We start from the raw sequence: 26,089 nt of genomic DNA on the forward strand, positions 1-26,089 counted from the left end.
CCATCCCGCCATCCCCTAAGCTCCTGCCCATGACCACGGATTTCGACGACGTCGCGGGCCTGGGGAATCCGGCACGACGGGCCCTCCGGGAGGCCGGGTATTCGACGCTGGAGGACCTGAACGGGGTTGCCCACCGGGACTTGCTCGCCCTCCACGGCGTGGGTGCCCGCGGATTGGAACGAGTGCAGGCGGCCCTGGTCGAGCGGGGGCTGTCCTTGACGGACGCTCCGGCGCGCACCGACCGCAGCGCCGTCGTGACGGACGCGCACACGGGCTCCAACGCCCCCGATCTCAAGACCCATGCCACCGCGGTGGACCCGGCGGAGTTCGTGGCCTCCCTGCCCTGGCCGCGACGCGTGGAGCAGGGGCACCGCCTGTTGTCGCTGTTCGGCGCCGCCACGGGGGAGGCACCCGTGATGTGGGGCCCGTCGATGATCGGTTACGGGCAGGCTCACTACCGCTACGCGACCGGCCGTGAGGGCGACACCTTCCGCATCGGTTTCAGCCCCCGCAAGGCCGCCATCAGCCTGTACGGGTTGCAGAACCACCCGCGTTCGGACGAACTCCTGAGCCGCCTGAGCAAGCACCGCACGGCGGTCAGCTGCGTCTACGTCAACCAGCTCGAGGACGTCGACGACGACGTTCTGCTCGCCCTGATCACGTACGCCTGGGAGTCCGAGCCCTGCGTCCGCTGACACCCCTGACACCCCTGCCGAGTGTCCGTTTCGGGTCGCTTTGGAGGCCCCGGGGCGACCCGAAACGGACACTCGGCGAGGGTGAGTGTGGGGTGAGGGTGGGGTGAGGGCGAGCGGGTCAGCGGGTGTAGACGCGCAACCACACCATCGAGTGGGACGGCAGGTCCACGCCCTGGGCCAGGTCGAGGATCTTGTCGTCCAGCAGGGACACCGCCTCCCGCTCGAAACCGGACAGGGTCAGGGCCTCCACCCTGTGGGGGTGGTCGTCCACGTTGGCCAGACACAGCACGACCGACGGCCAGCCCTCCGGGTCCAGGCCGGGACGCTGGTACCCCACCAGGTGTTCGTTGCGGGGGTCGAAGCCGATCAGGTCGGCGCCGTCGAACTCCGTGACCTGTTCACGCACGGTCAGCAGGTGCTTCAGTCCTTGGAACACCCGCCCGGGAACAGTCGTGGAATCCGTGCGCTGCGCGTAACCGGTCTCCGGGAAGTACGGGCGGTGTGCCCACCGGGAGTCGTTGCCGTTGGCGGGGTCCAGATGCCAGTCGGGGTCGTTGGTCTGGGCCAGTTCGTCGCCCAGGTACAACAGCGGCAGTCCTCCCGTAGACATGGCGATCCCGTGCGCCAGCAGGACCCGGTCCACGCCGTCGGAGGGGTGATCCGTCGTCGTGCCGGCCAGGGAGGCGGTGGTGCCGCAGACCCGGGCGTCGCCGGTCTTGGGGTTGTACTGGAAGGCGACGCCGTCGGCGAAGGAGTCCGGGAAGCGCCCCGTGTAGAAGTCGTTGAGGAAGCGGCGGTGGTGGTAACCGTCGATGCCACGGCGGGCCGCGTCCTCGTCGGAGAAGGTCCAGCCGATGTCGTCGTGGCTGCGCACGTAGTTGACCCATGCCGTGCCGGGCGGCAGGCCGTGCCGTTCGGCGATCGCGTCGTTCAGCAGCACGCCCTTGCGCGTGGCCAGCGCCTCCCAGGTCAGCGCCATCTGCAACGGGTTGTAGGAGATCTGGCACTCGTCCGGGTGGATGTACTGCACCACCTCATCGGGGTGGACGATCGCCTCGGACTTGAAGATCGTGGCGGGCGCGGCGATGCGACAGACCCGGTTGAGCATCTGCACGATCCAGTGCGCCTGCGGCAGGGACTCGCAGGACGTGCCCAGCTCCTTCCACAGGAAGGCCACGGCGTCGAAGCGCAGCACCTCGGCACCCTGGTTGGCCAGGAACAACATCTCCCCGGCCATGGCCGCCAGGACCTCCGGATTGGTCCAGTTCAGGTCCCACTGGAAGTCGTGGAACGTGGTCCACACCCACCGCGGATCCCCGGGAGCCACGGGTGTGAAGGACCCGGGATGGTCGTCCGGGAAGATCTCCCGGGTGGTTCGTTCGAAGGCATCCGGCATCTGCCGGTCCGGGTAGATCCAGTAGTAGTTCTGGAACGTAGGGTCCCCGGCTCGCGCGGCCTTGGCCCACTCGTGGTCGTTGGCCGTGTGGTTGAGCACGAAGTCGACCACCAGGCTGATTCCACGTTCCCGAAGGTCACGCGAGAGTTCAGCCAACTCTTCCATGGTGCCCACGCGGGGATCCACGTGTCGGTAGGAGGAGACCGCGTACCCGCCGTCGTTGTTGCCCTCGGGGACCGCGAAGGCCGGCATGAGGTGCAGGTAGGTGAGCCCGAGTTCCTCCAGGTACGGGATGCGCTCCCGCAGGCCCGCCAGGTTCCCCGCCCAACGGTCCACGTAGCAGACCCCGCCCAGTTGGTCGCGGGCCAGGAACCAGTCCGGGGCGTCACTGCGCCGTCGGTCCAGGGCGCGCAGGTCCGCGGACCGCTCACCCCAGGACCGGGCCAGTGCCGCACCCAGGTCGACCATCACGGAGGCCACGTGCCCGTCGGAGCCGTAGGTGCGCCGGACCAGGTCGATCAGGGCCGGGTAGTGGAGGTCGAAGCGCCGGAGGAAGTCCAGGGCCTCGGGCTCCTGGACCGTGCCGGCCGCGACCAGCGTCTCCAGGTGTTGCAGCGCCCCCGCCTTGGCCGCCTCCACGACGGCCGCGGTGTTGTTGAGATCCGACGGCCGGTCCGGGGCGGGCGTGGAAGACAGGCCGGGCGCGGCTCCGGCGGGCAGTGAGTGCATTGCACCATGCTCCCCTGTCCCGGTGCTTGACAACAAAAGTTCGAGGGAACCGGCAGCACGATCTTCGTCACGTTCAACCCGGCTGCTGAACGCTGCGTGGTCTTACCATGGAAACACGGTCCGCTTGCGAAGAGGCAGCGGATGCAACGCTCCCGGGAGGTCCAGTGCCAGCGCTTCATCGCGGTCATCGCAGGTTCCAGCAACAACCCCGCGACCCCCTGCTCGACGACCTGCGGGCCTGGCCGGGGGACACCGTCGCCTCGGACCTCGAACGCGTCACCACGGCGCACGACGCCTCCCACTACCTGCTGCACCCGCGCGCACTTGTCCGGGCCCACTCGGCTTCCCAAGTCGGCTCGCTGTTGCGGATCCTGCAACGCCACGGTGTCGGATTGACGCTGCGCTCCGGGGGCACCTCCCTCTCTGGTCAGGCCGTCACCGATCAGGTCCTGGTGGACGTCCGCAGGCACTTCCGGGGCTTCGAGATTCTCGACGACGGCGCCCGGGTACGGGTGCGGCCCGGAACCACCGTGCGGGAGGTCAACTCCGCCCTGGCCCGTCACAGGTACAAGCTCGGCCCGGACCCCGCCTCCGAATCCGCCTGCACCCTGGGCGGGGTGATCGCCAACAACTCGTCCGGTATGCACTGCGGCACGGAGTTCAACACCTACCGGACGCTCGAATCGATGATCCTGGTGACTCCGGCCGGCACGGTCCTGGACACCTCCGATCCGCACGCCGACCAGCAGCTGCGCGACGCGGAACCCTCGGTGCACGAGGGACTCCTGCGGCTGCGCAGACGGGTCCTGGACAACCCGCGGTCCGTGGCCACCGTGCGCCGCTTGTTCGGCATGAAGAACACCATGGGGTACGGCCTCAACGCCTTCCTGGACCAGTCCTCCCCCGTCAAGATCCTGGAACGGCTGATGATCGGGTCCGAAGGCACCCTGGGATTCGTGGCCGAGGCGGTGTTCCGCACCGTCCCGGTGCAGCCGCACGTGGCCACGGGGCTCTTGGTCTTCCCCGACCTGTTCGCGGCCACGGGTTCGGTCCCCGCCCTGGTGGAGGCCGAGTCGGCGACCGTCGAACTCATGGATGCCACGTCCCTGCGCGTGGCCCAGGCCTCCGGAAAGGCTCCGCCGCAGATCGCCGGAATCCAGGTCCAGGACCACGCCGCCCTGCTGGTCGAGTACCAGGGCAGGGACCAGGACGAGCTGGGTGAGCGCGTCGACTCCGCGGGCAAGCTCTTCGGGCAGCTCCCGCTGGCCACCACGCCGGAACTCACCCGGGACGCGGCCGGGCGCGCGGCCCTGTGGACCGTGCGCAAGGGCCTGTACGCCGCCGTCGCGGGCAATCGTCCGTCCGGGACGAACGCGCTGCTCGAGGACGTCGTCGTTCCCGTTCCGTCCCTGGGTGCCACGTGTGAAGCCCTCACGGACCTCTTCACGGCGCACGAATACGAACAGTCCGTGATCTTCGGTCACGCCAAGGACGGCAACGTCCACTTCCTGCTCAACGAGGACTTCGCGGATCCCGTGCTCCTGGAGCGCTACGAGCGGTTCACCGAGGACATGGTGGACCTGATCCTGGACAACGACGGGTCCCTCAAGGCCGAGCACGGCACGGGACGGATCATGGCGCCCTACGTGCGGCGGCAGTACGGCGACGAGCTCTACGAGGTCATGCGCGAACTCAAGCGGCTGATCGATCCGGCCCAGATGTTCAACCCCGGCGTGATCCTCAACGAGGACCCCCGCTGCTACCTCCAGGATCTCAAGGTCGCTCCCACGGTCGAAGCGGAGGTGGACCGCTGCGTGGAATGCGGCTACTGCGAGCCCGTGTGCCCTTCCAAGGATCTGACGCTCACGCCGCGGCAACGAATCGTGGGTCGCCGCGAGATCGCCGACGCCAGGGCCAAGAACGACGACGACACCGCAGAAGCCCTGGCGCGGGAGTACGACTACCACGGCCAGGAGACCTGCGCGGTCGACGGGATGTGCTCCACGGCCTGTCCGGTGTTCATCGACACGGGGGACCTGGTGCGTCGGCTCCGGTCCGAGGACGCCAACCGCACGGAGGCCAAGATCTGGGACCGTGCCGCCGCGAACTGGGGCGGGGCCGTGCGCGTCGCGTCCACGGCGCTGACCGTGGCCAAGGCCTTCCCCACCGCACTCCCCAGAAGCGCGACCTCACTGGGTCGACTGCTCATGGGTGAGCAGCGGGTCCCTCAGTACAACGCGTTCCTTCCCCGCGGGGGCGAACGCCGGCCCGGGCCGCAGGACCCCCAAAATCCCGCGGTCGTCTTCTTCCCGGCCTGCGTGTCCTCGATGTTCGGGCAGGACAGCGACGACGGCGACACCGCGGAGGACACGCAGCGGGGAAAGGCGCCGGGCGGACCGGAGGCGATGGCGCCGTCGTCGTCCCGGGCCTTCCTGGCACTGTGCGAACGAGCGGGAGTGGCCGTCCGGATCCCGGAGGGCGTGCAGGCGGCGTGCTGCGGAACCCCGTGGAAGTCCAAGGGCATGGTGGACGGGTACTCGACCATGGCCGGGGTGACCCTCCCGATGCTGTGGGAGGCCACCGATCACGGACGACTGCCGGTGGTGTGCGACGCGTCCTCCTGCACGGAGGGGTTGGAGGTCATGAAATCCAAGGCGGGCGCCGACCCCCGCTACCGTGAGCTGACCTTCCTGGACGCCGTGGAGTTCACGGCCGAGACCCTTCTTCCCTCACTCACCGTGCATCAACGGGTCGGGTCCATGATCCTGCACCCCACGTGCTCGTCCACGCAGCTGGGACTCAACACCGCCCTGGACACCCTGGCGCAGGCCGTGGCCCAGGAGGTGACCACCCCGGTCGCCTGGAACTGCTGCGGATACGCGGGGGATCGCGGAATGCTCCATCCCGAGCTGACGGAGTCGGCGACGGCGCGTGAATCCGCCGAGGTCACCGCACTGGAGTTCGACGCGCACGCATCGCTGAACCGCACGTGCGAACTGGGCATGACCCAGGCCACCGGACGCTCTTACCGGCACATCCTGCAGTACCTGGAACGCGCCACCCGGGCGCCGGAGGACCGCCCCGACCGGTGAGCAGCTGCTCAGACCTCGTGCCGCGCGGAGGAACCCTCGGCCCGCTTGGGCACGAAGAACGCGAACACGATGGTCACCAGTGAGATCGCGGCCGAGACCAGGAAGGCCACGTGAATCCCGTGCGCCTGACCCGCGGTCTGATCCGCTCCACCGGACATGGCGCTGGCGGTCCCCAAGGCCATGAGGGTGATGAACAGCGCCGAACCGGCCGCACCGGCCACCTGCTGCAACGTGTTCATCACGGCGCTGCCGTGGGAGTACAGCGACTGCGGGAGGCTGCCCAAGGCGGAGGTCATGAGCGGAGTGAACAGCAGCGCCAGACCGGAGCTCATGACGATGTGGGAGGCCACGATCCGCCACAGAGGGGCGTCCGCACCCAGCGCGGCAAAGCTCCACAGGGCGGCGCTCAGCACGAACGCACCGGGGATCACCAGGACCTTGGCGCCGTGACGGTCGTAGAGCCGCCCCACGAACGGTGCCAGCAGCCCCATGATCAGGCCACCGGGCAGCATGCTCAGACCCGTGGTCAACGTCGAGTGGCCGAGGATGGACTGCATGTAGATCGGCAGCAGGATCACGATGCCGAACAGCGTGCCCATGGCCACGATCATCATGCCGAGGGAGATCGTGAACGTCCGGTGGGTGAAGGGTCGCAGGTCCAGCAGAGCGCGGTCCTCTCGTTGCAACCGCACCTGCCGCCACACGAACAAGGACAAGGCGATCAGCCCGACCACCAGGGCCGGGACCGGCGGCACGCTTCCGCCGCTCTCCCCCGCACCGCTGCCGTGGCTGCCGAACCCGCTCAGGCCCATGACCAGGCCACCGAAGCCCAGGACGGAGAGGACCACGGACAGGAGGTCCAGGCGGACCTTGCGCGGTTCCCCCATGGAGGGCATGAGCCACGCGCCGATGACCAAAGCGGCGACGGCGATCGGCAACATGAGCAGGAACAGCCACCGCCAGGACAGCGCGCCCAGGATGATCCCGGAAATGGTGGGGCCCACCGCCGGGGCCACGGAGATGACCACGGAGATCAGTCCCATCACGGAACCCCGGCGTTCCGCGGGCACCACGGTCAGCACAGTGGTCATGAGCAGCGGGAGCAGCAGCGCCGTGCCGGATGCCTGGACCACCCGGGCGGTCATGAGGACCGGAAAGTTCGGGGCCATGCTGGCCAGCACCGTGCCCGCGGTGAACAGGACCATGGCGGTCATGAACACCACGCGGTGCGGCAGGCGCTCCAGCAGGAAGCCCGTGGTCGGGATGACCACGGCCATGGTCAGCATGAAGCCCGCCGTCAACCACTGTGCCGTGGTCGCGGGGATCTGCAGATCCGCCATGAGGTCGGGCAGCGCCACGGACAGGACGGTCTCGTTGAGGATCACGGCGAAGGCCGAGACGATCAGGACCGCCAGCAGGGTGCGGACGCGCTGCGGTGCCAGGTCGCGGGTGGTCTCACCGGCCTCGACGGGGGCTTCGGAGGATTTCTGCGGGACCTGGGGCAAGGATCCGGTCGAGGTCACGGACATGGTGCTCCTGAACGAAAGAAAGGCGGGCTCAGCGGGAAGAGAACCCGGAGCGCCTGGAAGCGTACAACTTCGTGAAGTGTCCCGTAAGTGACTGTGAGCAATACGACGGAGGGGGGGCCCCCCCAGGGGGGGCGGGCCGCCGCCGCCGCGGCCCGGGGGGGAGACCCCCCCCCCCCCGCGGGGGGGGGGCCGGGGGGGCGCGGGGCGGCAGCCGGGCCCCCGCCCGGGCGGGCGGCCACGGGGTGCCGGAGCATCGCGCTCGGGGAGATGGTCTACGAACCCTGCCTGTCCGCCACCCTCCTGGACCGGCTGACGGACCAGGCCGACGGGAGGGGAGGGGACAAGGGCAGCACGGACCCGGCGTTGGACCTGAGCGTGGTGCCCGTGGTCGTGTTCAACGACAAGGACGACCTCCAACACCATCAGCTCCGGAGGGTCCAGGCGGACGGTGCCGCCCCCGAACACCGGGTTCCGTCATCGGAGGCTTTCATCCGTGCCGTGGCCGACGGGCTGGGCTGGGGGATGGTGCCGCGCCTGCAAATGGCCCGGTCACCGTTCGCGGCCGTGACCGAGGACTTTGCGCGGGTTCCCGGTTTGGAGGACGACACCGTGACCCTCTTCCTGCAACGCTGGAAGACGCCGCTGCCCGCCCTGGACCGGCTCGAGGCCAGCGTCCGCAAGTACGCCGACATGTACCTGTGACCGGGTGCTCGGCGGGGGTGCCGGGTGGGATGATCGGGTCATGACACAGAACGCCCAGACCACGGAATCCACGGACCTCCCCGAGGGCCCCACCGTCTCCGTCGAATGGTTGGCCGCGAACCTGGACCGGGTGGTGGTCGTGGACGCCTCGGCCATGGACCACCGAGGTGCGGACACGGGGATCCCCGGCGCCCGGCGTTTCGATCTGGACGGGGAGATGTCCGCCGATTCCGCTCTCCCGCACACCATGCTCCCGGCCGGTGACTTCGCGCAGCGCCTGGGTCGGCTGGGTATCGGGCAGGACAGCGTGGTGGTCGCCTATGATCGGGCCGGCATGTTCTCCTCCGCACGGGCCTGGTGGATGCTGCGCGCCACGGGGGTCAGTACGCCCTACGTCCTGGACGGCGGCCTGCCCGCGTGGGTGGCCGCCGGGCATCCGGAGGCGCCGTTGGACCTGGACCCGGAGCCCGTTGCCGCCCCCGACGTGCGCATCACCGACGGTGCGTTCATCGACGACGCCGACGTCGCGGCCCGGTTGCAGGACACCGAGCAAGCCGTGGTGGATGTCCGTAGCGCGGAGCGCTTCGCCGGGACCGCCCCCGAACCCCGTCCGGGCCTTCGGGGTGGGCACATGCCCGGTGCCGTGAACGTGCCCTTCTCCGAACTGGCCCCCGGTGGGTTCCTGCTCGATCCGCAGCGACTGCGCGACAGGCTCGCCGACGCGGTCGGTGACCGGCAGCGTCTGACCTTCAGCTGCGGCTCCGGGATCACGGCCTGCGTGGGTGCGCTGGCCGCCGTCGTGGCAGGACGCAAGCAGGTCTCGGTCTACGACGGTTCCTGGGCCGACTGGGGTCGGGCCGACCACGACCCCGACGAGCGCCCCGTGGTCACGGGTGCCTGAGGCCTCCGACGTCGCACAGCCACAACCGTCTCCCGAATCCGCTCGCCCGACTCGCCGTAATCTCCTGCGCGCCGCGGGTGTGACGGTGCTGGGAGCGGGTGCCGCCGCTGCTCTCACCACGCCGGTCGGCACCGGCTCCGTCGATTCCGGGCAGGTCTCGGGTCATCGCAGAGCGGGGCGGCCCGTGGACAGGGTCCGTTTGACCTGGGGTGATGATGAAGAACGTCAGACGGGGTGGCTCTTCGTCCCCGATCCCACCGAATGGTCTCGGGGAGAGATCGATCCCGCCTACCCCGTCGCCGTCGTGGTGCACGGAGGGTCCTGGCACGATGCCTCCTCGCCGAGCTACATGGCCGACATCGCCCAGGACCTTGCCCGGTACGGCCTGGCCGTCTGGGCCCCGACCTATCGGGGTCTGGACGGGCCCGGAGGCTGGCCCGAGACCTTTCAGGACGTGTCGGACGCCGTCGACTTCGTGCCACAGCTGGCCGAGCAGGGCCGGTTCCGTCCGGCCCTGGAGCAGGTCCACCTCCTGGGGCACAGTGCGGGCGGGCACCTGGCGACCTGGGCCGCCGGGAGGTCCGAGCTCCCCGCGGGTGCACCGGGTGCCGATCCCGTGATCGAGGCCCGCAGCGTCACCTCCATGGCCGGCCTCTACGACCTCAGCCTGGCCGAGAACTTTGAAGGCGGGGATCTGATCAGGGACCTCCTGGGCGGGGTCGCGCCGGAGGAGGACCCTGAACGCTACGACATTGCCTCTCCGATCGACCGGCTGCCCCTGGGGATCCCGGTCAACGTCCTGCACGGCACGGAGGACCAGGTCATCCCACTCGAAGCGGTCGAGGGCTACTTCCAGGCCTTGCGCGATTCCGGGAACCCCGGGGCGCGGGAGATCCTGCCCGGTGTGGGACACGACGACTGGACCGATCTGCACGGGGACCCCTGGGCCCGGGCGCGCAAGGCCTTCCTGGACTCCGTGTTCCCCACGGGGACCGAATCCGGCGTCGGGGCCATGGGGGTTGGTTGACGTGCGGCGACGACCTTCAGATCAGGAACATGCCGGCCGATCACTGCCCGGGTTCACCCGCAGGGCCTTGTTCCGTGCCGCCTGGCTGGCCGGGTTGGCGGGAGGTGCGCTCGCGGGGTCGACCGTGGTGCTCCATCGGCAGGCGCACTCGATGGTCGTGGCGGGGCGGCAACGGTCGGGGACTCCCGTGGAGATCGAGAAGATCCGATGGGGCGAGGACCCTGAACGTCAGTCGGGACAGTTGTACCTCCCGGATCCCATTGTCTGGTCCGGGGGAGACCGGCGCCCCACGTATCCCGTCATGGTGTTCTTCCACGGTGGCGGCTGGACGGACACCTCCGGTCCCGAGTACTGCCAGGCCGCAGCCAGGGATTTGGCCCGCTACGGGGTCGCGGTGTGGATGCCCACCTACCGTGGAACGCCGTCGCCCGGAGGTTGGCCCATGACCTTCGACGACGCCGCAGACGGCCTGGACTTCGTCCGACACCTGGGCGACCACGCCGACTTCACCCCGAATCTGGAGCGGGTGCATGTCACCGGGCACAGCGCCGGGGGCCAACTGGCGGCCTGGGTGAGCGCACGAAACGCCTTCCCGGCGGGGACACCGGGCGTGGGTTCGGGGCCGAACGCGGACCGTGTACGCGTGGGCAGCGTGACCGCACTCTCCGCTGTCCTGGACCTCGACAAGGCCGTCACGGAGGACGACGACCACTGGGCGTTGGACGTCATGGGCGGCCGCCCGGACGAACACCCCGACCGCTACCGCCGCGTCTCACCCCTCCGGGGGCTGCCGTCGTCGGTCCCCGTCAACGTCCTCCACGGGCGGGCGGACTCCACGGTTCCGCTGACCACGCTGCGCGACTACCTGGAGCGGCACGCGCAGACCGGCAACACGGGGCGGGTGATCCTGCTGGACGGAGCCGAGCACAACGACCTCGTGGCCGTCCGCGGTCGTCCGTGGGCGGTGGCCCGGGAGGTCTGCCTGTCCAGCGTGGGAACTCAGGAGGACCGCCCGCGGGCCGGTGGTGGAGCGACCCCCTAGACTGCCTTCCCGTGGACACGGGCAGCAGCAGGGCAGCGGGCGCAGCACAGCGCGCGGTCCGCCGTGCCTTCGCGCCGTTCGGGTACTCGGGGTACCCACGGCTGGCCGTCGCCATGCTGTCGATGGTGCTCGGTCAGGGCACCTGGGCTCTCTCCACCGTCTTCCAGGTCATGCACGACGGCGGCGACCCGGTGGCGTTGTCCACGGTCACCGCGATCGGCTCGTGCGGATTGATCGTGTTCGCCCTGTTGGGCGGGGTCGCGGCTGATCGCCTGCCTCCGCACCGAGTCCTGTTGGGCGTCTCACTCACCCTGACGGTGGTGGTGAGCACGGTCTCCGTGCTCAGTGCCACGGGTGTGCTGACCACCTGGCAGTTGGCCGGTGCAGCTTTTCTGATCTTTGCCGGCGTGGGGATGTTCTACCCGTCCTACTCGGCGTCCTTGCCGCGTCTGCTTCCACCGGACAAGCTGCTGGCGGCCAACGGCGTGGAAGGCTCCGCCAGGCCGCTGTTGCAAACGGCTGCCGGCCCCGCCGTGGCCGGATTCCTGGCTGCGGCCTGGGGCCCCTGGTCCGGTTTCGCGGCGGTGGCGGTGTGCGGCGTGATCTCCGTGGTCACGTTGCTCGGTTTGGAAGTCCCCGAGTTGGAGCACCAGGACTCCGGCAGTGGGCAGGACGATGCGAACCCGGCCGGTCCCGACACCGGCTCCGTCAAGATCTCCGGTATCGGCGTGGAGGCCGTCGGCGCGCCCGTGGAACCGGCCGCCGCTCCCAGCGGCGCCTTCGCCAAGGTCCTGAGCGACCTGAAGGAAGGTGTGGGTTACACGATTCGGACCCCGTGGCTGCTCGGTACCTTGCTGTTCGCCGTGGTTGCGATCTTCTTCTTCCTGGGGCCCCTGGAGGTGCTCCTGCCGTTCGTCGTCCGGGATGCCCTCGGCGGCGGGGAGGCGGAATTCGGTCTGCTGCTGGCCGTCACGGGCACGGCCTCGGCCGTCGGAGCCATGACCACCGCGGGACTGCCCTACCCGCGCAGGTATCTCACCGTGATCGTGCTCGTGTGGGGATTCGGGACCCTGCCGCTGGCCTTCGTGGGATTCACGGAGTCCTGGGCGGTCATGGTCCTGATCCTGCTGGTCGTGGGGGCATCGGACGGCATCGGCCAGGTGCTGTGGGGCACGCTGCTTCAGCGGCGTGTTCCCGGGCGCATGCTCGGGCGGGTGTCCAGCCTGGACTTCTTCGTGTCCCTGCTGTTGCTCCCGGCGTCCATGGCCGTGGCGGGTCCGTTGTCGGTGGTGGTCCCGATCCCCGTGATCTTCGTGATCGCCGCGACGGTGCCGGCCGTTGCCGCCGTCGTCGTGTGGTGGGTGGCACGAATGGGCCGTGACGAACTCACCAATCCCCTACGCAGCTGACGGCCGACGGCGGTGGGTGCGACGACGTCGGGCGAGCGGTCCTCAGTCGTGCATGTCCTCGAGTTCCACGCCCTTGGTCTCGCGCACCGCCTTGATCACGAAGAAGATCGAGGCGAAGGCGAAGAACGCGTAGAGGCCGTAGGCCAGAACCAGCGAGATCTCCGAAATGGCGGGGAAGGTGACCGTGACCAGCCAGTTGGCGATCCACTGGATGAAGCCCGCCACGGCCAGCGCGGCACCGCGAATCCGGTTGGGGAACATCTCACCCAGCAGGACCCACATCACGGGGCCCCAGGAGATGCCGAAGAAGATCACGTACAGGTTCGCCGCCACCAGGGCGATCGGTCCGGCAACGTCGCCCAGAACGGGCCCTGCGTCGGTGACCGTGGCAGTGGCGAAGACGCCAGCCATGGTGCCCAGTGTCAGGGCCATACCCACCGAACCGATGAGCAGGAGCCGCTTCCGGCCGATCTTGTCCACCAACAGGATCGCCACCAGGGTGACCACCACGTTGGTCACGGAGGTGATCGTGGAGATCGTGAAGGCATCGCTCTCCTGGAAGCCGACCGACTCCCAGAGCTGGTTGGAGTAGTAGAAGATCACGTTGATCCCGACCAGCTGCTGCAGCGCAGCCAGTCCGATGCCGATCCACATGATCGGTTTCAGACCGAGCGCCTTGCCCGCCAGGTCCGAGAGCTTCGGCTTGTGTTCGGTGTCCAGAGTGCGGTCGATGATGGACAGGCGGTGCTGCGCCGGTCCTTCGCCCTGGAGGTGGGTCATGACGGCCATGGCCTCGTCCCGACGACCCTGCTGGACCAACCACCGCGGAGACTCCGGGATCAGGAAGGCCCCCACCAGGTAGACCAGGGCGGGGACGGCGCAGAGGAGGAACATCCAGCGCCAGGCCGGCAGACCCGCGAGCCAGGTGGCGTCGGAGGAACCTGCCAGGGCCACGATGATGCGGTTGGCGATCTGGGAGGCGAAGATCCCGAGCACGATGCCCAGCTGCTGCAGAGAACCCAGGCGCCCGCGAATGTCCGCGGGGGCGATCTCGGCAATGTAGGCCGGGGCGATGATCGAAGCCACGCCCACGCCGACGCCGCCGACCACGCGCCAGAACACCAGCCAGTAGAAGCCACCCTGATCTGCGCCGAAGAACGGATCGATGCCGCAGAAGATTGCGGAGAACAGGAAGAGGATCGCGGCGATGCGCATCACGCGCACACGGCCGATCTTGTCCGCCAAGCGACCACCGAGAGCTGCACCTGCCGCAGCTCCCAGGAGGGCCGAGGCCACGGCACTGCCGAGTGCGGTGGCACCGACGCCGAAATACTCGCGCATGGCCGAGGTCGCGCCGTTGATCACCGCTGAGTCGTAGCCGAACAGGAATCCGCCGATTGCGGCGACGATCGTGATCCGCAGAACGGCCGCCGTGTTGGCGGTGTGCGCCGCAACGGAGGTGGGAGACGTGTACGTGGACATATCGGGCTCCTTCGCCACAAGGACGGCCGTCGCGGGTGGTGTGGCCCGGGGCACGTCCTGAAGATTCCTGTCAGGCTAGAACTCAGTGCGCTGCGTGTCCATTCGTGACCCGCTCGCGTCCGGGTGCAGCTGGGGGTTTCAGCCTGTGGCTGGTTGGTGGCCTGCGTCCTCGAAGGGGGCCGGTGGGGATCGGACCTCTGATCTGATGCTGATCTCTTGAAACTCTTGCCTCTGTGTTGAGGCGCGTCGTGATGCGTCACTAAAATCGGTGGAGCACCTCATGTTGATTCGGGGACCTGTCTCACATATTGGTGACAGGTCCCGGGCGAGGCCGGATTGGGAACCGGGTTCGTGACACGGGGACGGGCCCGCCGGGGAGCGGGCCTTGCCGAACACGCCGTCAACGGCGTGACACAAGGGGGACGAGTGTACGAGGAAGGCCGCGAAGCGGACGACGACGGCAAAGCCCATGGTCGGCATCGTGATCCAGGGGCACGTGTCCTCTGGGGTCCCAAGGGTGCCGTCTCTTCGGCGGGAGTGCCGCTTTACATCACGCTTGCCGCCGGTGTGTTGGTGGCGGGAGCCATCACCACGCTCGCGCCGAGCACCACCGCCGAGACGACGACCTCGGACCTGCAGTCCACCCAGCAGGACAATGACGACGTGGGTCGAGACGCGGCTCTCAGGTCCACACCGCGTACCACCATCACAGCCCGCCCGGGCATGACCGCGAACAGTTACGGGGACCCCGGGCCGACCTTCAACAGCTTTGGTGAACCGCCCTACCTGCTGGTCGCTCCCACCGGAGCTTTGCGAACCGAAGCCGGTGTGCGACACATGGGCAAAGGTATTTGGGCGACATTCACGGTTGACGGCCAACGGCTCTGGTTCCCCCCCTCCGGGAATGCGGGTGCGGGGCTCGGTGCAGATCACATCGTGCCCCCGGTGCCCTCCGTGTTCTGGCCCGCCCCGGCCTTGTCCTCGATGGCTCCTGCCCCGATCAGCGGTGTGGAGCCTGAGCCGGACACAACTTCACCGTCCGACCCGGTTACCGTTGTCACCGCGCCCTCCACCGGCCTTCCTGCGCGCTTTCCCATGGTCCCCACAGGGGTCATTGCCGTGTCCGAGGGCCTGGTGGACGCGAGTCCGAACGTTTCACCGAACGGTGACGGTGCCGCCGGTGTGCCGAGACCCGTGGAAGAAGTCCCCTACGTTTTGGGCCGTTCGTCCGCGATGACGGGTGCGGATCTCGCGGGATCCGGAGATCCGGACCAGGACCCTGCGACCGATACTTACAGCCTGGATGACTCCGGCGCTGACGATTCCTTGCCGGAACCGACGGAGGTCGAGGAATCGGACACTTCCCCGCCGGCCGTCACTCCAACCGAGCCTGCTACTCCAACCGAGCCTGCTACCCCAACCGAACCTGCTACCCCCACCGAACCGGAAGCCACAGAGGAACCGGAAGTCCCACAGGAAACCGAGACACCGGTCGAATCGGAGGGGGCGGCGGAAACCAAGGCTCCGGGAGAATTCACCGAGCCGACCCCGCCCACAGAATCGACGGCCACAGTCGAACCGGTTGTATCCGACCAGCCGTCGGATCAACCCGAACCGTCGGATCAACCCGTGCCATCGGATCAAGCTGAACCGTCAGATCCAGCCGAGTCCCCTGAGCCGTCCCAACCTGCTGAACCCGCTACCCGTGAAGAGCCTGCTACGCCAGCAGAGCCCGCTGAGCCATCCAGGACGCCGGCATCCCCGGCAACTCCCGGCCAGGACGGCGGCCCGGCAACTCTCGCAACTTCCGCCGGTTCGTCAGTGCCTGTGGTGCCCGTCGTCGATTAACTGTTTGACTGAGAAACATTCACACCCGATGCAACAGAAGCGGTCACAACCGTGTCTGACCTGAGGTGCACACTGGGTGGTTCCTAAAAATATTCCCCGTTTGTTGTTCAACCTCGACGTGGCGTTCAGAGATTCTCCCAAGTGATGCCACAATCGAAGAATGTCTTTCCCGGCGCAGTACACTTCCCCCTCGCCGGACCGAACGACATGGCGGTTGCCGCAGCTGGAGCACTGGGTGGTCGTCCCGCTGATCGTCATTCTGACGATCGGAACCCTGGGACGAGTCATCAGTTTCACGCCACCGGTCGGAGCCGCTGAGTCGCAGGTCCTCGCGGCCCTCGAACCCGTGCGTTCTTCCATCATGCTGGCGGCAGCAGGCGTCGTGCACGGAATCTTCAGTGCACCCATGGTCTTCGCACTCATCGCCGCCCTCACCGCCTGGCTGGTCGTCATCCGCCGTTCCGCGCGGGACGCTGCGGGCTTCGCCGTCACGGCCGTGGTGGGCGCCATGGTCTGCTTCATGGTGCAGCAGATCGTCGGTCGCCCCGCTCCCGTGGTCCCCGGCGAAACCTTGACCGCCGCCGAGACCTTGGCGTCCATGCCCGCGGGTGCGGTGTGCGGGGCGATCGTGGTGACCTTGGCGTTGCTGGTCTCCGCCCGGCAGCACGCCCGCGCGGTCTTCACGTTGACCGCCGGAGGCGTGGTCACGCTGGTCGTGGCGCTGGCCAGCCTGGTGGGTTCGTACGCCTACCTCCTGGACGTCGTCGCCGCCTTGCCCGTGGCCTGGGCCGGCGTGGTCCTCGGCTGCGGTGTGGCCAACCAGGCCGTTCCCGCCATGGCCTACCGCTTCGGGTGGGACCTCGACGAATCCGGGCGCAAGCTCAACTACCGCAACCCGGACCGCAGCGTGGCTTACGCGGACGCCTACGTGACCCCCGACGTCGACATCACCGCGGGGACGCGCTCCGCCGTCGTTCCGAAGGGTACGGATCACGACGTCGCGCCCGCCGAGATGACCAACGAGTACGACGACGGACCCATCACCGAGGAGATCCCGGTGATCCGCCACAGCGCCGCCTGACCCACTGGCCCACCGCCGGGCGTGAGACTCCAGTTCACGCCCGTGTGCCAAAGGACCGGGGCCGGATCCTTCGAAGGATGCGGCCCCGGTCCTTTTCATGGCTCACCGTGAGATCGGCGCGGGCGCGGGTGGGACGCTCACCGTTCGATCTTCTTGTGCAGGGGCCACCAGATCACCCGCCCGAGGTCGTAGGACAGCGCCGGTACCAGCAGAGACCTGACCAGCAGCGAGTCCAGCAGGACCCCGAAGGCCACGATGAAGGCCAACTGCACCATGAACACGATGGGAATGACCGCCAGGGCCGCGAAGGTGGCTGCCAGGACCACGCCCGCCGAGGTGATGACGCCGCCGGTCAGGACCAGTCCACGCAAGATGCCCGCCCGGGTGCCGTGGACCAGGGACTCCTCCCTGACCCGTGACATGAGGAAGATGTTGTAGTCGATCCCCAGCGCCACCAGGAACACGAAGGCGTACAGCGGCACGGACGCGTCCGAGCCCGGGAAGTGGAACACGTGGTTGAACAGCAGCGCCGAGACCCCGAGTGCCGAGGCGAAGGAGATCACCGTCAGGACGATCAACAGCAACGGGGCCAGGACCGAACGCAGCAGCAGCATCAGGATCAGGGTCACCACCACCAAGATCACGGGGATGATCAGGTTGCGGTCGTGGATCGAGGCGGTCTGGGTGTCCATGGCACTGGCCGTCTCACCGCCGACGACGATCGACGGGTCGATCTCCTTCAAATCGTTGCGCAGCTGCTCGACCGCGGCATTCGCCTGATCCGAGTCCGGCGCGACATTCGTGGTGATCTGGATCTGCACGTCCCCGTCGGAGACCGTGGGTTCCACGCCCTCGAACGGATTGGCCCCACCCGGAGCGCCCTGGAACTGAGCAGCCTGTTCCTCGGCGGCCTTGCCCAACGGCAGTGACCCCGACGGCGAATCGTTGGCGGTCACGGACACGGAATCCGTCACGTCCAGGTCCTCGGCGGCTTGAGCCACGCGGTCCTGGGTGTCCTCGGGGGCGATCACGGTGATGGGTGAACCCGTGCCGCCCGGGAAATGGGCGGAGAGTGCGGCTTGACCATCCGCGGCGGGTGAAGCACCCAGCAGCGTCTCCGACTGCTTGAGCCCCGACGCCTGCAAAGTGGGCGCGAACACCGCCATGGCCATCAGGGCGACCGTTGCCACGATCCACACCGGGCGGAAGCGCCGGGCCACGAACCGCCCGACGCCGGCCCAGAGACCCTTCCCTGTGACCGTCGGCAGCCCTTGCGGGCCCTCGTGGTCGACCACACGAATCGCGTCCGGGCGGTCGGGATCGTACTTGGGGCGGCTCGGCCAGAACGCTGCCCGACCCAGGATGTAGAGCACGGCCGGCAGGAACGTGAGCGCCGCCAGCATGGAGAAGGCGATGCCGGTTGCTGCTGCGGGCCCCAGCGCCTTGGTGGAACCGAGATCGGAGAACAAGAGGCACAGGAGTCCGGCCATAACCGTTCCGCCGGAGGCCAGCACGGGTTCGATCGTTCCCCGCAGGGCGGCACGGGTGGCCGCACCCTTGCTGCGATGCTCCCGCAGGGCCTCCCGGTAGCGGGCCGTGTAGAGCAGGCAGTAGTCCGTCGCGGCACCGACCACCAGGATGAACAGGATGCCCTGCACCTGCCCGTCGATCTGGATCACTCCGCCGGAAGCCAACAGGTAGACCACGATGATCGCCGCGCACAAAGCCGCCATGGCGGTGATCAGAACCAGAACCGGCAGGAACGGGGAGCGGTAGACGATCACCAGGATCACGAACACCACGGCAAGCGCCACCAGGAGCAGCACGCCGTCGATCCCGGAGAAGCCCTCGGCCAGCTCGGTGGCGAATCCCGCCGGTCCGGTCACATAGGTGTTCAGACCCTCCGGGGCGGTGTCTGACATCTCAGCGCGCAGGTCCGCGACCTGTTCGTCGAAGGTCGTCTCGCTCATGGGGACGAAGATCTGCAGTGCCGCGCCGTCCTCAGACTCGACGGGCGGGGACCCGGCCTCCTCGGCCAAGCCCTTGTCCACGAGGCCTTCGCCGAGCTCCTGTGCCCACTGCTTGTCCTCGTCCGTCAGGCCCCCGTCGCGCTGGGCCACGGCGATTCCGGGCAGGTACGGGTCGGCCACGAAATCTTCCGCCCGCTCGGAGACCTGAGTGGATTCCGCGGTCTCCGGCAGGAAGGTGGACTGAGAGTTCTCGACGACGTCGCTGATCCGCCCGAAGAACGGGCCGCCGAGCCCGATGACCAGGACCCACGCGACCAACGCCAGGGCGGGCAGCAGCACACGGACCCAACGGGGGCCTCGAGCGCGGCGCCCCTCGCCGGTGGTGGGCCTGTCGGCGCTCGGCTCAGTGGCAACGTCCTCAGGGCCGACGGACCCGGCGGCGCTCCAAGGGGGCTCGTGGTCCGTGGAACGCGGTGAGGAAGAGGGTTCAGGCGCCAAGGCTGACTCCGATGCGGTGAGAACTGCGGTGAGGACCGCGATGAAGACCGCGGTGAGAACGACGCGAATGCGGAAAGGGCGAGGCCCGTCACAGGCCTCGCCCTCACACTACGTGTAGTTCACGTTTCGTAGTAAATGGCTGCGGCGGCTCACGCCGCTTCAGGTGCCGGGTTCAGTTGAGCTCCATCGGGTTCGGCCCCAGACGGCCGTTCTCCCGCCCCAGTCCGGTCAGGCGCTCGAGCTGTTCCTCATCCAGCACGATGTCCAGGGCACCCCAGTTCTCCCGGATCCGATCGGGGGTCACCGACTTGGGGAAGACGATGTTGCCGATGGCCAGGTGCCAGGCCAGGACGGTCTGCGCCGGGGTGGCCCCGACCTCCTCGGCGATCTGCGTGACCACGGGGTCCGTGAGCACCTCACCTCCCTGCCCCAGGGGGGACCAGGCTTCCGTGAGCACACCGTGGGAGGCGTTGGCTGCCCGCAGTTCGACCTGGGGGAAGTACGGGTGCAGTTCGATCTGGTTCACCGCGGGCACCGTGCCCGTCCCCACGAGTTCTTCGAGCAGCGGGGCCGGGAAGTTGGAGACACCGATCGACCGGGCACGGCCGCTCTCACGCAGACTCCGGAATGCTTCCCAGCTGTCGCGGTACAGGCCGTTCTCGGGGCACGGCCAGTGGATCAGGTAGAGGTCCACGTAGTCCGTTCCCAGGCGTTCCAGGGACTGGTCGAAGGCGGCAAGCGCCGAGTCGTAGCCCTGGTCCGTGTTCCACAGTTTGGTGGTCAGGAAGATCTCCTCACGGGGAACACCGGATGCGGCGATCGCGCGGCCGACGCCCTCCTCGTTGCCGTAGATCGCTGCGGTGTCGATGTGCCGGTATCCCGTTTCCAGGGCCGTGGCCACGGAGGCTTCGGCAACGTCGGGCTCGACCTGCCAGGTGCCGAAACCGAGCTGGGGGATGCGGTGGTCGTCGTTGAGAACCAGCGTGGGGGACGTGCTCATTCGGTGCTCCAATCGCGCGACGGGTCAGGCCGCAGAGTCTTGACCTCGGTGCAGTCAACCTGTCCAGTCAACCGCGCACGGACACCTTGCACAACTCGGCGGCCCGCTTCCGGACGTTCACAGCTTGGCCGTCATGAGGGGCAAGGCCGTCCCCGACGGCAGGCGGACGGTGTAGTCCGCGTACGCGGAGAACTCGGTGGCCTCCGGATTGATTTCGACCACCGGAACACCCAGACCCAGCGCCGCCAGTGGCAGGGAAGCCGCGGGTTGGACGATCCCGGAGGTGCCGATGACCAGGACGAGATCGGCTTCCGTCATGGACTGTTCCGCGGCCTCGAACGCATCCCACGGCAGGGCCTCCCCGAACCACACGACCCCCGGCCTGATCCGCGCGTCGCACTCGAGGCACTCGGGAGGCTCAAGGGGCTGTGGGTCCGTGTCGACAGGAGCGTCCAGGCGCAGTTCCCCGATCTGCCAGCGGTCGGCCGGGCGCTCGCAGGACTCGCAGCGGAATTCGAAGAGCGATCCGTGCAGGTGCGAAAGCACCCGAGAACCGGCTCGCTCGTGGAGGTCGTCCACGTTCTGCGTGCTGATCGTGAGCTCAACGTCCTGCGCCCAGCGCGCAAGGGCACGGTGTCCGGCGTTGGGCTGCACTCCACGCACCATGCGGGCTCGCTGGACGTACCAGGACCAGACAACGGCGGGGTCGTCCTCCCACGCTTCCGGAGTGGCCAGTTCCTGGGGCGAGTAGCGGGACCACAGCCCGGTCTCGGGGGTGCGGAAGGTCGGCACGCCGGACTCCGCCGAGACTCCCGCCCCGGAGAGCACCGCCACGCGGCGTGCTGTTCGGGCCAGATCCAGGACGGCGGGGTCGAAGGCGTCGAGTTGCGAGTTCAGGCGGGCGGCGAGCTCGGCCAGGTCTTGTGTGCTCGAGACGGCGTGGCTCGGTGGTCCGGGATGGTCCGGGGAGGTGGAAACGTCGTCGGACATGACTCCACCGTAGCGGTGCTCCCTCGGAAATCCGGTCGGCCGATTCCGGACCTCCGTCGGTCCTGCCGAGGGTTGGTGCAGGGGGTCGTGTGGTGGAATGGATGCATGAAGTTTGACTTCCGGCGCCTGACCCCCGCACTGGTGACCTCGTTGGCCCTGCTGTTCCTCGCGCTGTTGTGCGCGAGCATCGGCTGGGTGATTCTCGCCTGGATCGTCGGCCTGGCCGGCCTGGCGCTCAACGTGATTGCCGTCGCCGTCGTGCAGATCGACGTGCCCATGGAGTCGAGTCGGACGACCAACGACCGCAAGGCCAGGTTCACGACAACGACCGTGCGCTCCAACCCCTCCGAGGACCGGGCCAAGGACGCACGGTCCGCGCTGCGGGACTCCGCCGCGCGGACCGGACGGATTTCAGGGCCCGCGGCGGACTCCGCAGCCTCGTCGAAGTCGGCATCGGACGCACGTGCGTCCAAGGACTCCGGCTCGGATTCCCCGGTGCGGACCGGATCGACCTCGACCTCGGTTTCGTCCTCCACCCCCACCTCCCCCTCGGCATCGGCATCGACGTCGAGTGTCACCGGGGACACCGCCGCCGTCGGCGAACCGAAGATCACCAAGCGCTTCTGACGCTGGCCGACGCATGAGCGAATCCGCGGTGGGCACCGTCCTGAGCGTGAACGTCGGCCGGCAGCGCTCGAATCCGGTGCCCGGTCGGGTCGACACCGGGATCCACAAGGCCTCCGTCGCGGGGCCGGTCAACGTTCGTGCCCCCGGTCTGCGCGGTGACGGGGCGGGATCGGGATTCGTCGGGGACTACATCGGAGACGACAAGCATCACGGTGGAGACCATCAGGCCGTCTACGCTTTTGCACGGGAGGAACTCGATCACTGGGCCACGGAGCTCAATCGCGAGATCCCACCCGGATTGTTCGGGGAGAACCTGACCACCTCCGGTTACGACGTCGATGCCGCCGTCCTGGGGGAGATCTGGCGCATCGGTAACCTGCGGCTCCAGGTGACCGGTGGCCGTACGCCGTGCGCGACCTTCGCCGGTGTCATGGGGGAGCCCGGATGGGTCAAGACCTTCGCACAACGGGGACGGACCGGTGCGTATCTGATGGTCCTCGAGCCCGGGGCCGTCAGTGCCGGGGCCGAGATCGTGGTGGAGTCACGTCCGGACCACGGCATCACCGTGAGCCAGGCCTTCCGCGCCGGGACCACAGAGCGCGCACTGCTGCCCCAACTGTCGGACCTGGGGCCCTACCTGCTTCCGGAATTGCGAGCGAAAGCGGAGAAGGCAGCCGGGCGATCCCGCTGAGAGCGGTCAGTTGAGGGCCGCGCCCCGGTAGATCTTCTGTACGGCCTCGGGCTCCAGCCGGGTTTCGACGGCGGTGGTGGTCTCCGGGCTCCGGCGCAGGTAGCGCACCGGACCGTGCTGGCCGGCCGCCAGGCGCATCGCGTCCAACGTGGCGTAGCGCTGCACGGTCTTCGCCGTGAAAGCCACGCCCTGAACGGGGGAGACGGCCAAGGTGAGCCGGGCCCCGACGCTCGAGAAGTCGTCCTGGCCCCCGGATTCCTCGGGATGTCCGGATTCTTCGGCATCCGCGACCGTGGCGTGATCCGCGGCGTCGTCGGGAACCTCAGGATCGGAGCCTTCGGTGCCGAGCAGCTCGACCTCACGGATGACACCCACGCCGTAACCGACCGAGCCGGAAAGGTGATCACCCAGCACCTGGTGAGCCTGCGACATGACGGCCTTGACCCGAGAGATCCACACCAGGGCGGCAACCACGATCACGACGGCGATGACCGCCAGCCACCAGGCCGAACCCGAGGCGCGCCACTGCAACCAGGCCAAGGCGAGCACGGCTGCGGCCAGGATCGGCACCAGGAGGATCAGGACGTTGCCTTTGACGCCGCCGATGGCCTTCAGCGCTTCCGGGTCCGACCGGAGTTCGTCCATGACCTGGCGGTCGAACTCGCGTTCGGGAGTGCTGCCGCGCGCAGACAGGGGGGCGGGCCAGGTTCCGAGATCGTCCATGGCGCACATTCTGGCAGAACCGCAACACGCCGAAGGCTCCGGGTGGTGCATGATGAGGCCGGAATCACGCCGGAGCCCCTGCAGACGCGGCCCTGACAGGCGGCTACTAGGCAGGCAGCTGATAATTGTGGGCACATGTAGCTACCCGGCACTTGTTGATGCGTCCAACGCAGATATTAAGCACTATGATAATCGTCATGTCAGATACCCAGTGGCTGAGCTCGGACGAGCGTGAGGCCTGGTTGGCCCTTGTTTCAGTCATGTTCAAGACGCCCGGCACCATCGAGCGTCAACTCGTCGAGGACTCCGGACTGAGCTTCGCCGAGTACCTCGTCCTGGCGATCCTCTCGGAGGCGCCCGACCGGCGTCGTCGGATGTCCGACCTGGCGGCCGCGACCTACACCGCGCAGTCCAGGCTGTCACGCATCGTCACTCGCCTGGAGGCCCAGAACCTGGTCGAACGCTACGGCGACGGCGGTGACAAGCGGGTCGTCGTCGCCACGCTCACCGACCGCGGAATGGAGCGCGTGGAAGCCGCTGCCCCGGGGCATGTGGCACACGTCCGGAACGCTGTCTTCGACAAGCTGAGCGCCCAGCAGGTCCGCCAGCTCGCGACCATCTGCCAGACGCTCGCCGGTGCTTCGGACCAGGGGAAGGTCGAAGCCTCCCAGGCCTGAGCGCGGCTGAGACCGGCGTCACCCGGGCCCTCGGCGAAACCGCAATTCTGGCGGTGGAACCGGTCCTAGAGTGTGCGCGTGAGTATGCAAAATTCGCCGATGGCTCTGCTGCACAGCACTGCCCGGAGCCAGCAGTTCAAGGGCAGTCGCGTGTCCCGGGAGACGGTGGGCCGCATCTTCCGTTTCGCTGCCCCGCACCGGCGGATGCTGCTGCTGTTCCTGCTGGTGTCCATAGCCGTGTCAGGCCTGGGCGTGGTGACGCCCGTCCTGGCCGGAGACGTCGTCAACGCCATCACCGGTGGTGGGCCGGTGGACCTCGTGGTGCGGTTGGCGATCCTGATCGCGGTCGTGGCCATCGCCACGGCGGGGCTCGGCGTGCTGAACCGGTGGTTGTCCTCGACCATCGGGGAGGGTCTGATCCTGGATCTCCGGACGGCCGTCTACAACCACGTCCAGACCCTACCCATCGCCTTCTTCACCCGGACGCGAACCGGTGCGTTGGTGTCCCGGTTGAACAACGACGTGATCGGGGCGCAGCGGGCCTTCTCCAACACCCTCTCCGGGGTGGTGTCCAACCTGGTCTCCGTGGCTCTGACCATCGGGGTCATGCTCACGATCTCCTGGCAGGTCACGCTGCTCTCCCTGCTGCTGCTGCCGATCTTCCTGGTCCCCGCGCGACTCGTGGGTGGGCGGTTGGCGGACCTCCAACGGGAGGCGGCGCAGTACAACGCGGACATGTCCACCCAGATGACGGAACGCTTCTCCGCCGGTGGGGCCACGCTGGTCAAACTCTTCGGTGATCCGCACGCGGAGTCCCGAGAGTTCGCGTCCCGAGCAGGTCGGGTCAAGGGGATCGGCGTGCGCGTGGCCATGCTGCAGGCCACGTTCGTGACCGCCCTGACCCTGGTCTCTGCCTTGGCGCTGGCCTTGGTCTACGGCGTGGGTGGCGTGCAGGCCATCCTGGGCAATCTCGACGCCGGGCAGGTGGTCACCCTGGCCATGCTGCTCAGCCAGCTCTATACACCGCTCACCATGCTGGCCAACGCCCGGTTGGACATCATGAGCGCATTGGTGAGTTTCGAGCGGGTCTTCGAGGTCCTGGACCTCAAGCCGCTGCTGACCGAACCAGTGGATCCGCGCGCCATTCCGCAGGGCGCGGTTTCGCTCGCGTTCGACGACGTCGCCTTCACCTACCCGTCGGCGGAGCAGGTGTCCCTGGCCTCCCTCGAGGACGTGTCCGTGCTCGATGCGCGGACCAGTGAGGAGGTCCTCCACGGCGTCGACTTCACGATCGAGCCAGGTCAGACCGTCGCCCTGGTCGGGTCATCGGGTGCGGGGAAGTCGACCATCGCCTCCCTGGTTCCCAGGCTCTACGACGTCTCCGACGGCGCCGTGCGGTTGGGTGGCGTGGATCTTCGGGACACGTCCTTCGAACAGATCCGGCGCACCGTTGGGATGGTCACGCAGGATGGGCACCTGTTCCACGAATCCATCCGGGCGAACATGGCTCTGGTCAGGCCCGGTGCCACCGACAACGACATGTGGTCCGCTCTGCGGCGGGCGCGCATGGACCACGTGGTGCGCGAGCTGCCGGACGGGCTGGACACCGTGATCGGTGAGCGTGGCTACCGGCTCTCAGGGGGCGAACGCCAACGGCTGACCATTGCCCGCCTGCTGCTGGCCGCCCCGCGCGTCGTGATCCTGGACGAGGCCACCTCCGCTCTGGACTCGACGAACGAGGCGCACGTGCAAGCCGCGTTGGACGAGGCCATGACGGGGCGGACCGCCTTGGTCATCGCACACCGGCTCTCCACGGTGCGCAAGGCGGACGAGATCCTGGTGATCGAAGGCGGCCGCGTGGTCGAGCGCGGACCCCACGCGGATCTGCTCGCAGCGGGAGGGCGCTACGCGGAGCTCTACGAAACCCAGTTCGCCGAACAGGAGTGATACGCCGAGACCTCCGTCACGGCCCAAATCCGT

Annotated in this window: 20 protein-coding genes; 12 read left to right on the forward strand and 8 right to left on the reverse strand. The window is 68.2% G+C overall.

The features are described 5' to 3' along the window. The first annotated feature begins 29 nt into the window (after window positions 1-29). On the forward strand, window positions 30-695 hold the full coding sequence (locus GWK18_RS08150; protein ID WP_166834493.1) for a DUF1801 domain-containing protein: 666 nt from the start codon (window positions 30-32) through the stop codon (window positions 693-695). A gap of 118 nt (window positions 696-813) precedes the next feature. Here the strand turns inward: GWK18_RS08150 and GWK18_RS08155 are convergent, their stop codons facing one another. Further along, window positions 814-2,820, reverse strand: coding sequence for an alpha-amylase family protein (locus GWK18_RS08155; protein WP_166834495.1), 2,007 nt, complete (start codon window positions 2,818-2,820; stop codon window positions 814-816). Window positions 2,821-2,984: 164 nt separating this feature from the next. Here GWK18_RS08155 and GWK18_RS08160 point away from each other — a divergent pair, with 164 nt between their 5' ends. Next, window positions 2,985-5,912, forward strand: a complete 2,928-nt coding sequence (locus GWK18_RS08160; RefSeq protein ID WP_348535898.1) for an FAD-binding and (Fe-S)-binding domain-containing protein — start codon at window positions 2,985-2,987, stop codon at window positions 5,910-5,912. Window positions 5,913-5,920: 8 nt separating this feature from the next. On the opposite strand, the gene GWK18_RS08165 is transcribed toward GWK18_RS08160, so the two are convergent. Then, window positions 5,921-7,441, reverse strand: a complete 1,521-nt coding sequence (locus GWK18_RS08165) for an MDR family MFS transporter (protein ID WP_166834499.1) — start codon at window positions 7,439-7,441, stop codon at window positions 5,921-5,923. A 267-nt stretch (window positions 7,442-7,708) separates the two neighbouring features. On the opposite strand from GWK18_RS08165, the gene GWK18_RS08170 reads away from it, so the two are divergent. From GWK18_RS08170 to GWK18_RS08190, 5 genes are all read left to right on the forward strand, one after another. Continuing rightward, window positions 7,709-8,143 (forward strand): hypothetical protein, encoded by a 435-nt coding sequence (locus tag GWK18_RS08170; protein ID WP_166834501.1) that lies wholly within the window; start codon window positions 7,709-7,711, stop codon window positions 8,141-8,143. A gap of 40 nt (window positions 8,144-8,183) precedes the next feature. Beyond that, a complete protein-coding gene (locus tag GWK18_RS08175; protein WP_166834503.1) occupies window positions 8,184-9,044 on the forward strand; it encodes a sulfurtransferase in 861 nt (286 codons plus the stop codon). Further along, window positions 9,037-10,071 carry an alpha/beta hydrolase gene (locus tag GWK18_RS08180; RefSeq protein ID WP_166834505.1) on the forward strand — a complete coding sequence of 345 codons (1,035 nt, stop codon included), beginning with the start codon at window positions 9,037-9,039 and terminating at the stop codon, window positions 10,069-10,071. The genes GWK18_RS08175 and GWK18_RS08180 overlap by 8 nt, the downstream gene beginning before the upstream one ends. 67 nt (window positions 10,072-10,138) lie before the next feature. Then, window positions 10,139-11,113 carry an alpha/beta hydrolase gene (locus GWK18_RS08185; RefSeq protein ID WP_166834507.1) on the forward strand — a complete coding sequence of 325 codons (975 nt, stop codon included), beginning with the start codon at window positions 10,139-10,141 and terminating at the stop codon, window positions 11,111-11,113. A gap of 11 nt (window positions 11,114-11,124) precedes the next feature. Beyond that, the gene (locus GWK18_RS08190; protein WP_166834509.1) at window positions 11,125-12,522 is read left to right on the forward strand and encodes an MFS transporter; all 1,398 of its coding nucleotides are present in this window, start codon (window positions 11,125-11,127) and stop codon (window positions 12,520-12,522) included. Window positions 12,523-12,564: 42 nt separating this feature from the next. Here GWK18_RS08190 and GWK18_RS08195 read toward each other — a convergent pair whose 3' ends face one another. Both GWK18_RS08195 and GWK18_RS13330 read right to left on the reverse strand, forming a co-directional pair. Beyond that, entirely contained in the window at window positions 12,565-14,004 is a 1,440-nt protein-coding gene (locus tag GWK18_RS08195; RefSeq protein WP_123825832.1) for a sugar porter family MFS transporter, read from the reverse strand. Between the two features lie 929 nt (window positions 14,005-14,933). Beyond that, the gene (locus tag GWK18_RS13330) at window positions 14,934-15,065 is read right to left on the reverse strand and encodes a hypothetical protein (protein ID WP_280720447.1); all 132 of its coding nucleotides are present in this window, start codon (window positions 15,063-15,065) and stop codon (window positions 14,934-14,936) included. 947 nt (window positions 15,066-16,012) lie between these two features. On the opposite strand from GWK18_RS13330, the gene GWK18_RS08200 reads away from it, so the two are divergent. Next, window positions 16,013-16,933 carry a hypothetical protein gene (locus GWK18_RS08200; protein ID WP_166834511.1) on the forward strand — a complete coding sequence of 307 codons (921 nt, stop codon included), beginning with the start codon at window positions 16,013-16,015 and terminating at the stop codon, window positions 16,931-16,933. Window positions 16,934-17,070: 137 nt separating this feature from the next. Here GWK18_RS08200 and GWK18_RS08205 read toward each other — a convergent pair whose 3' ends face one another. From GWK18_RS08205 to GWK18_RS08215, 3 genes are all read right to left on the reverse strand, one after another. Further along, window positions 17,071-19,242 (reverse strand): MMPL family transporter, encoded by a 2,172-nt coding sequence (locus GWK18_RS08205; protein ID WP_166834513.1) that lies wholly within the window; start codon window positions 19,240-19,242, stop codon window positions 17,071-17,073. A gap of 331 nt (window positions 19,243-19,573) precedes the next feature. Then, window positions 19,574-20,401: an aldo/keto reductase gene (locus tag GWK18_RS08210; RefSeq protein ID WP_123825838.1), complete on the reverse strand. Its 828-nt coding sequence runs from the start codon at window positions 20,399-20,401 to the stop codon at window positions 19,574-19,576. A 117-nt stretch (window positions 20,402-20,518) separates the two neighbouring features. Beyond that, window positions 20,519-21,391 (reverse strand): NAD-dependent deacylase, encoded by an 873-nt coding sequence (locus tag GWK18_RS08215; protein WP_166834515.1) that lies wholly within the window; start codon window positions 21,389-21,391, stop codon window positions 20,519-20,521. Between the two features lie 105 nt (window positions 21,392-21,496). Between GWK18_RS08215 and GWK18_RS08220 the strand changes: the two genes are divergently transcribed. Further along, window positions 21,497-22,018, forward strand: a complete 522-nt coding sequence (locus tag GWK18_RS08220; protein WP_166834517.1) for a hypothetical protein — start codon at window positions 21,497-21,499, stop codon at window positions 22,016-22,018. 13 nt (window positions 22,019-22,031) lie between these two features. Next, window positions 22,032-22,709 (forward strand): MOSC domain-containing protein, encoded by a 678-nt coding sequence (locus tag GWK18_RS08225; RefSeq protein WP_166834519.1) that lies wholly within the window; start codon window positions 22,032-22,034, stop codon window positions 22,707-22,709. Window positions 22,710-22,715: 6 nt separating this feature from the next. Here the strand turns inward: GWK18_RS08225 and GWK18_RS08230 are convergent, their stop codons facing one another. Then, on the reverse strand, window positions 22,716-23,432 hold the full coding sequence (locus tag GWK18_RS08230) for a hypothetical protein (RefSeq protein ID WP_123825846.1): 717 nt from the start codon (window positions 23,430-23,432) through the stop codon (window positions 22,716-22,718). A gap of 197 nt (window positions 23,433-23,629) precedes the next feature. On the opposite strand from GWK18_RS08230, the gene GWK18_RS08235 reads away from it, so the two are divergent. Both GWK18_RS08235 and GWK18_RS08240 read left to right on the forward strand, forming a co-directional pair. After that, window positions 23,630-24,109, forward strand: a complete 480-nt coding sequence (locus GWK18_RS08235; RefSeq protein ID WP_123825848.1) for a MarR family transcriptional regulator — start codon at window positions 23,630-23,632, stop codon at window positions 24,107-24,109. A gap of 99 nt (window positions 24,110-24,208) precedes the next feature. Further along, window positions 24,209-26,056, forward strand: coding sequence for an ABC transporter ATP-binding protein (locus GWK18_RS08240; protein ID WP_245193059.1), 1,848 nt, complete (start codon window positions 24,209-24,211; stop codon window positions 26,054-26,056). Window positions 26,057-26,089 lie beyond the last annotated feature (33 nt).

This window comes from Kocuria sp. JC486, from assembly GCF_011602805.1.
Lineage (GTDB): Bacteria > Actinomycetota > Actinomycetes > Actinomycetales > Micrococcaceae > Kocuria > Kocuria soli.

Bases quoted from the DNA above. Each gene is read 5' to 3' on its own strand.
- GWK18_RS08150 (WP_166834493.1), top strand. From the start codon at position 30: ATGACCACGGATTTCGACGACGTCGCGGGCCTGGGGAATCCGGCACGA.
- GWK18_RS08155 (WP_166834495.1), bottom strand. From the start codon at position 2,820: ATGCACTCACTGCCCGCCGGAGCCGCGCCCGGCCTGTCTTCCACGCCC.
- GWK18_RS08165 (WP_166834499.1), bottom strand. From the start codon at position 7,441: ATGTCCGTGACCTCGACCGGATCCTTGCCCCAGGTCCCGCAGAAATCC.
- GWK18_RS08170 (WP_166834501.1), top strand. From the start codon at position 7,709: ATGGTCTACGAACCCTGCCTGTCCGCCACCCTCCTGGACCGGCTGACG.
- GWK18_RS08175 (WP_166834503.1), top strand. From the start codon at position 8,184: ATGACACAGAACGCCCAGACCACGGAATCCACGGACCTCCCCGAGGGC.
- GWK18_RS08195 (WP_123825832.1), bottom strand. From the start codon at position 14,004: ATGTCCACGTACACGTCTCCCACCTCCGTTGCGGCGCACACCGCCAAC.
- GWK18_RS08200 (WP_166834511.1), top strand. From the start codon at position 16,013: ATGTCTTTCCCGGCGCAGTACACTTCCCCCTCGCCGGACCGAACGACA.
- GWK18_RS08210 (WP_123825838.1), bottom strand. From the start codon at position 20,401: ATGAGCACGTCCCCCACGCTGGTTCTCAACGACGACCACCGCATCCCC.
- GWK18_RS08215 (WP_166834515.1), bottom strand. From the start codon at position 21,391: ATGTCCGACGACGTTTCCACCTCCCCGGACCATCCCGGACCACCGAGC.
- GWK18_RS08220 (WP_166834517.1), top strand. From the start codon at position 21,497: ATGAAGTTTGACTTCCGGCGCCTGACCCCCGCACTGGTGACCTCGTTG.
- GWK18_RS08225 (WP_166834519.1), top strand. From the start codon at position 22,032: ATGAGCGAATCCGCGGTGGGCACCGTCCTGAGCGTGAACGTCGGCCGG.
- GWK18_RS08230 (WP_123825846.1), bottom strand. From the start codon at position 23,432: ATGGACGATCTCGGAACCTGGCCCGCCCCCCTGTCTGCGCGCGGCAGC.
- GWK18_RS08235 (WP_123825848.1), top strand. From the start codon at position 23,630: ATGTCAGATACCCAGTGGCTGAGCTCGGACGAGCGTGAGGCCTGGTTG.
- GWK18_RS08240 (WP_245193059.1), top strand. From the start codon at position 24,209: ATGGCTCTGCTGCACAGCACTGCCCGGAGCCAGCAGTTCAAGGGCAGT.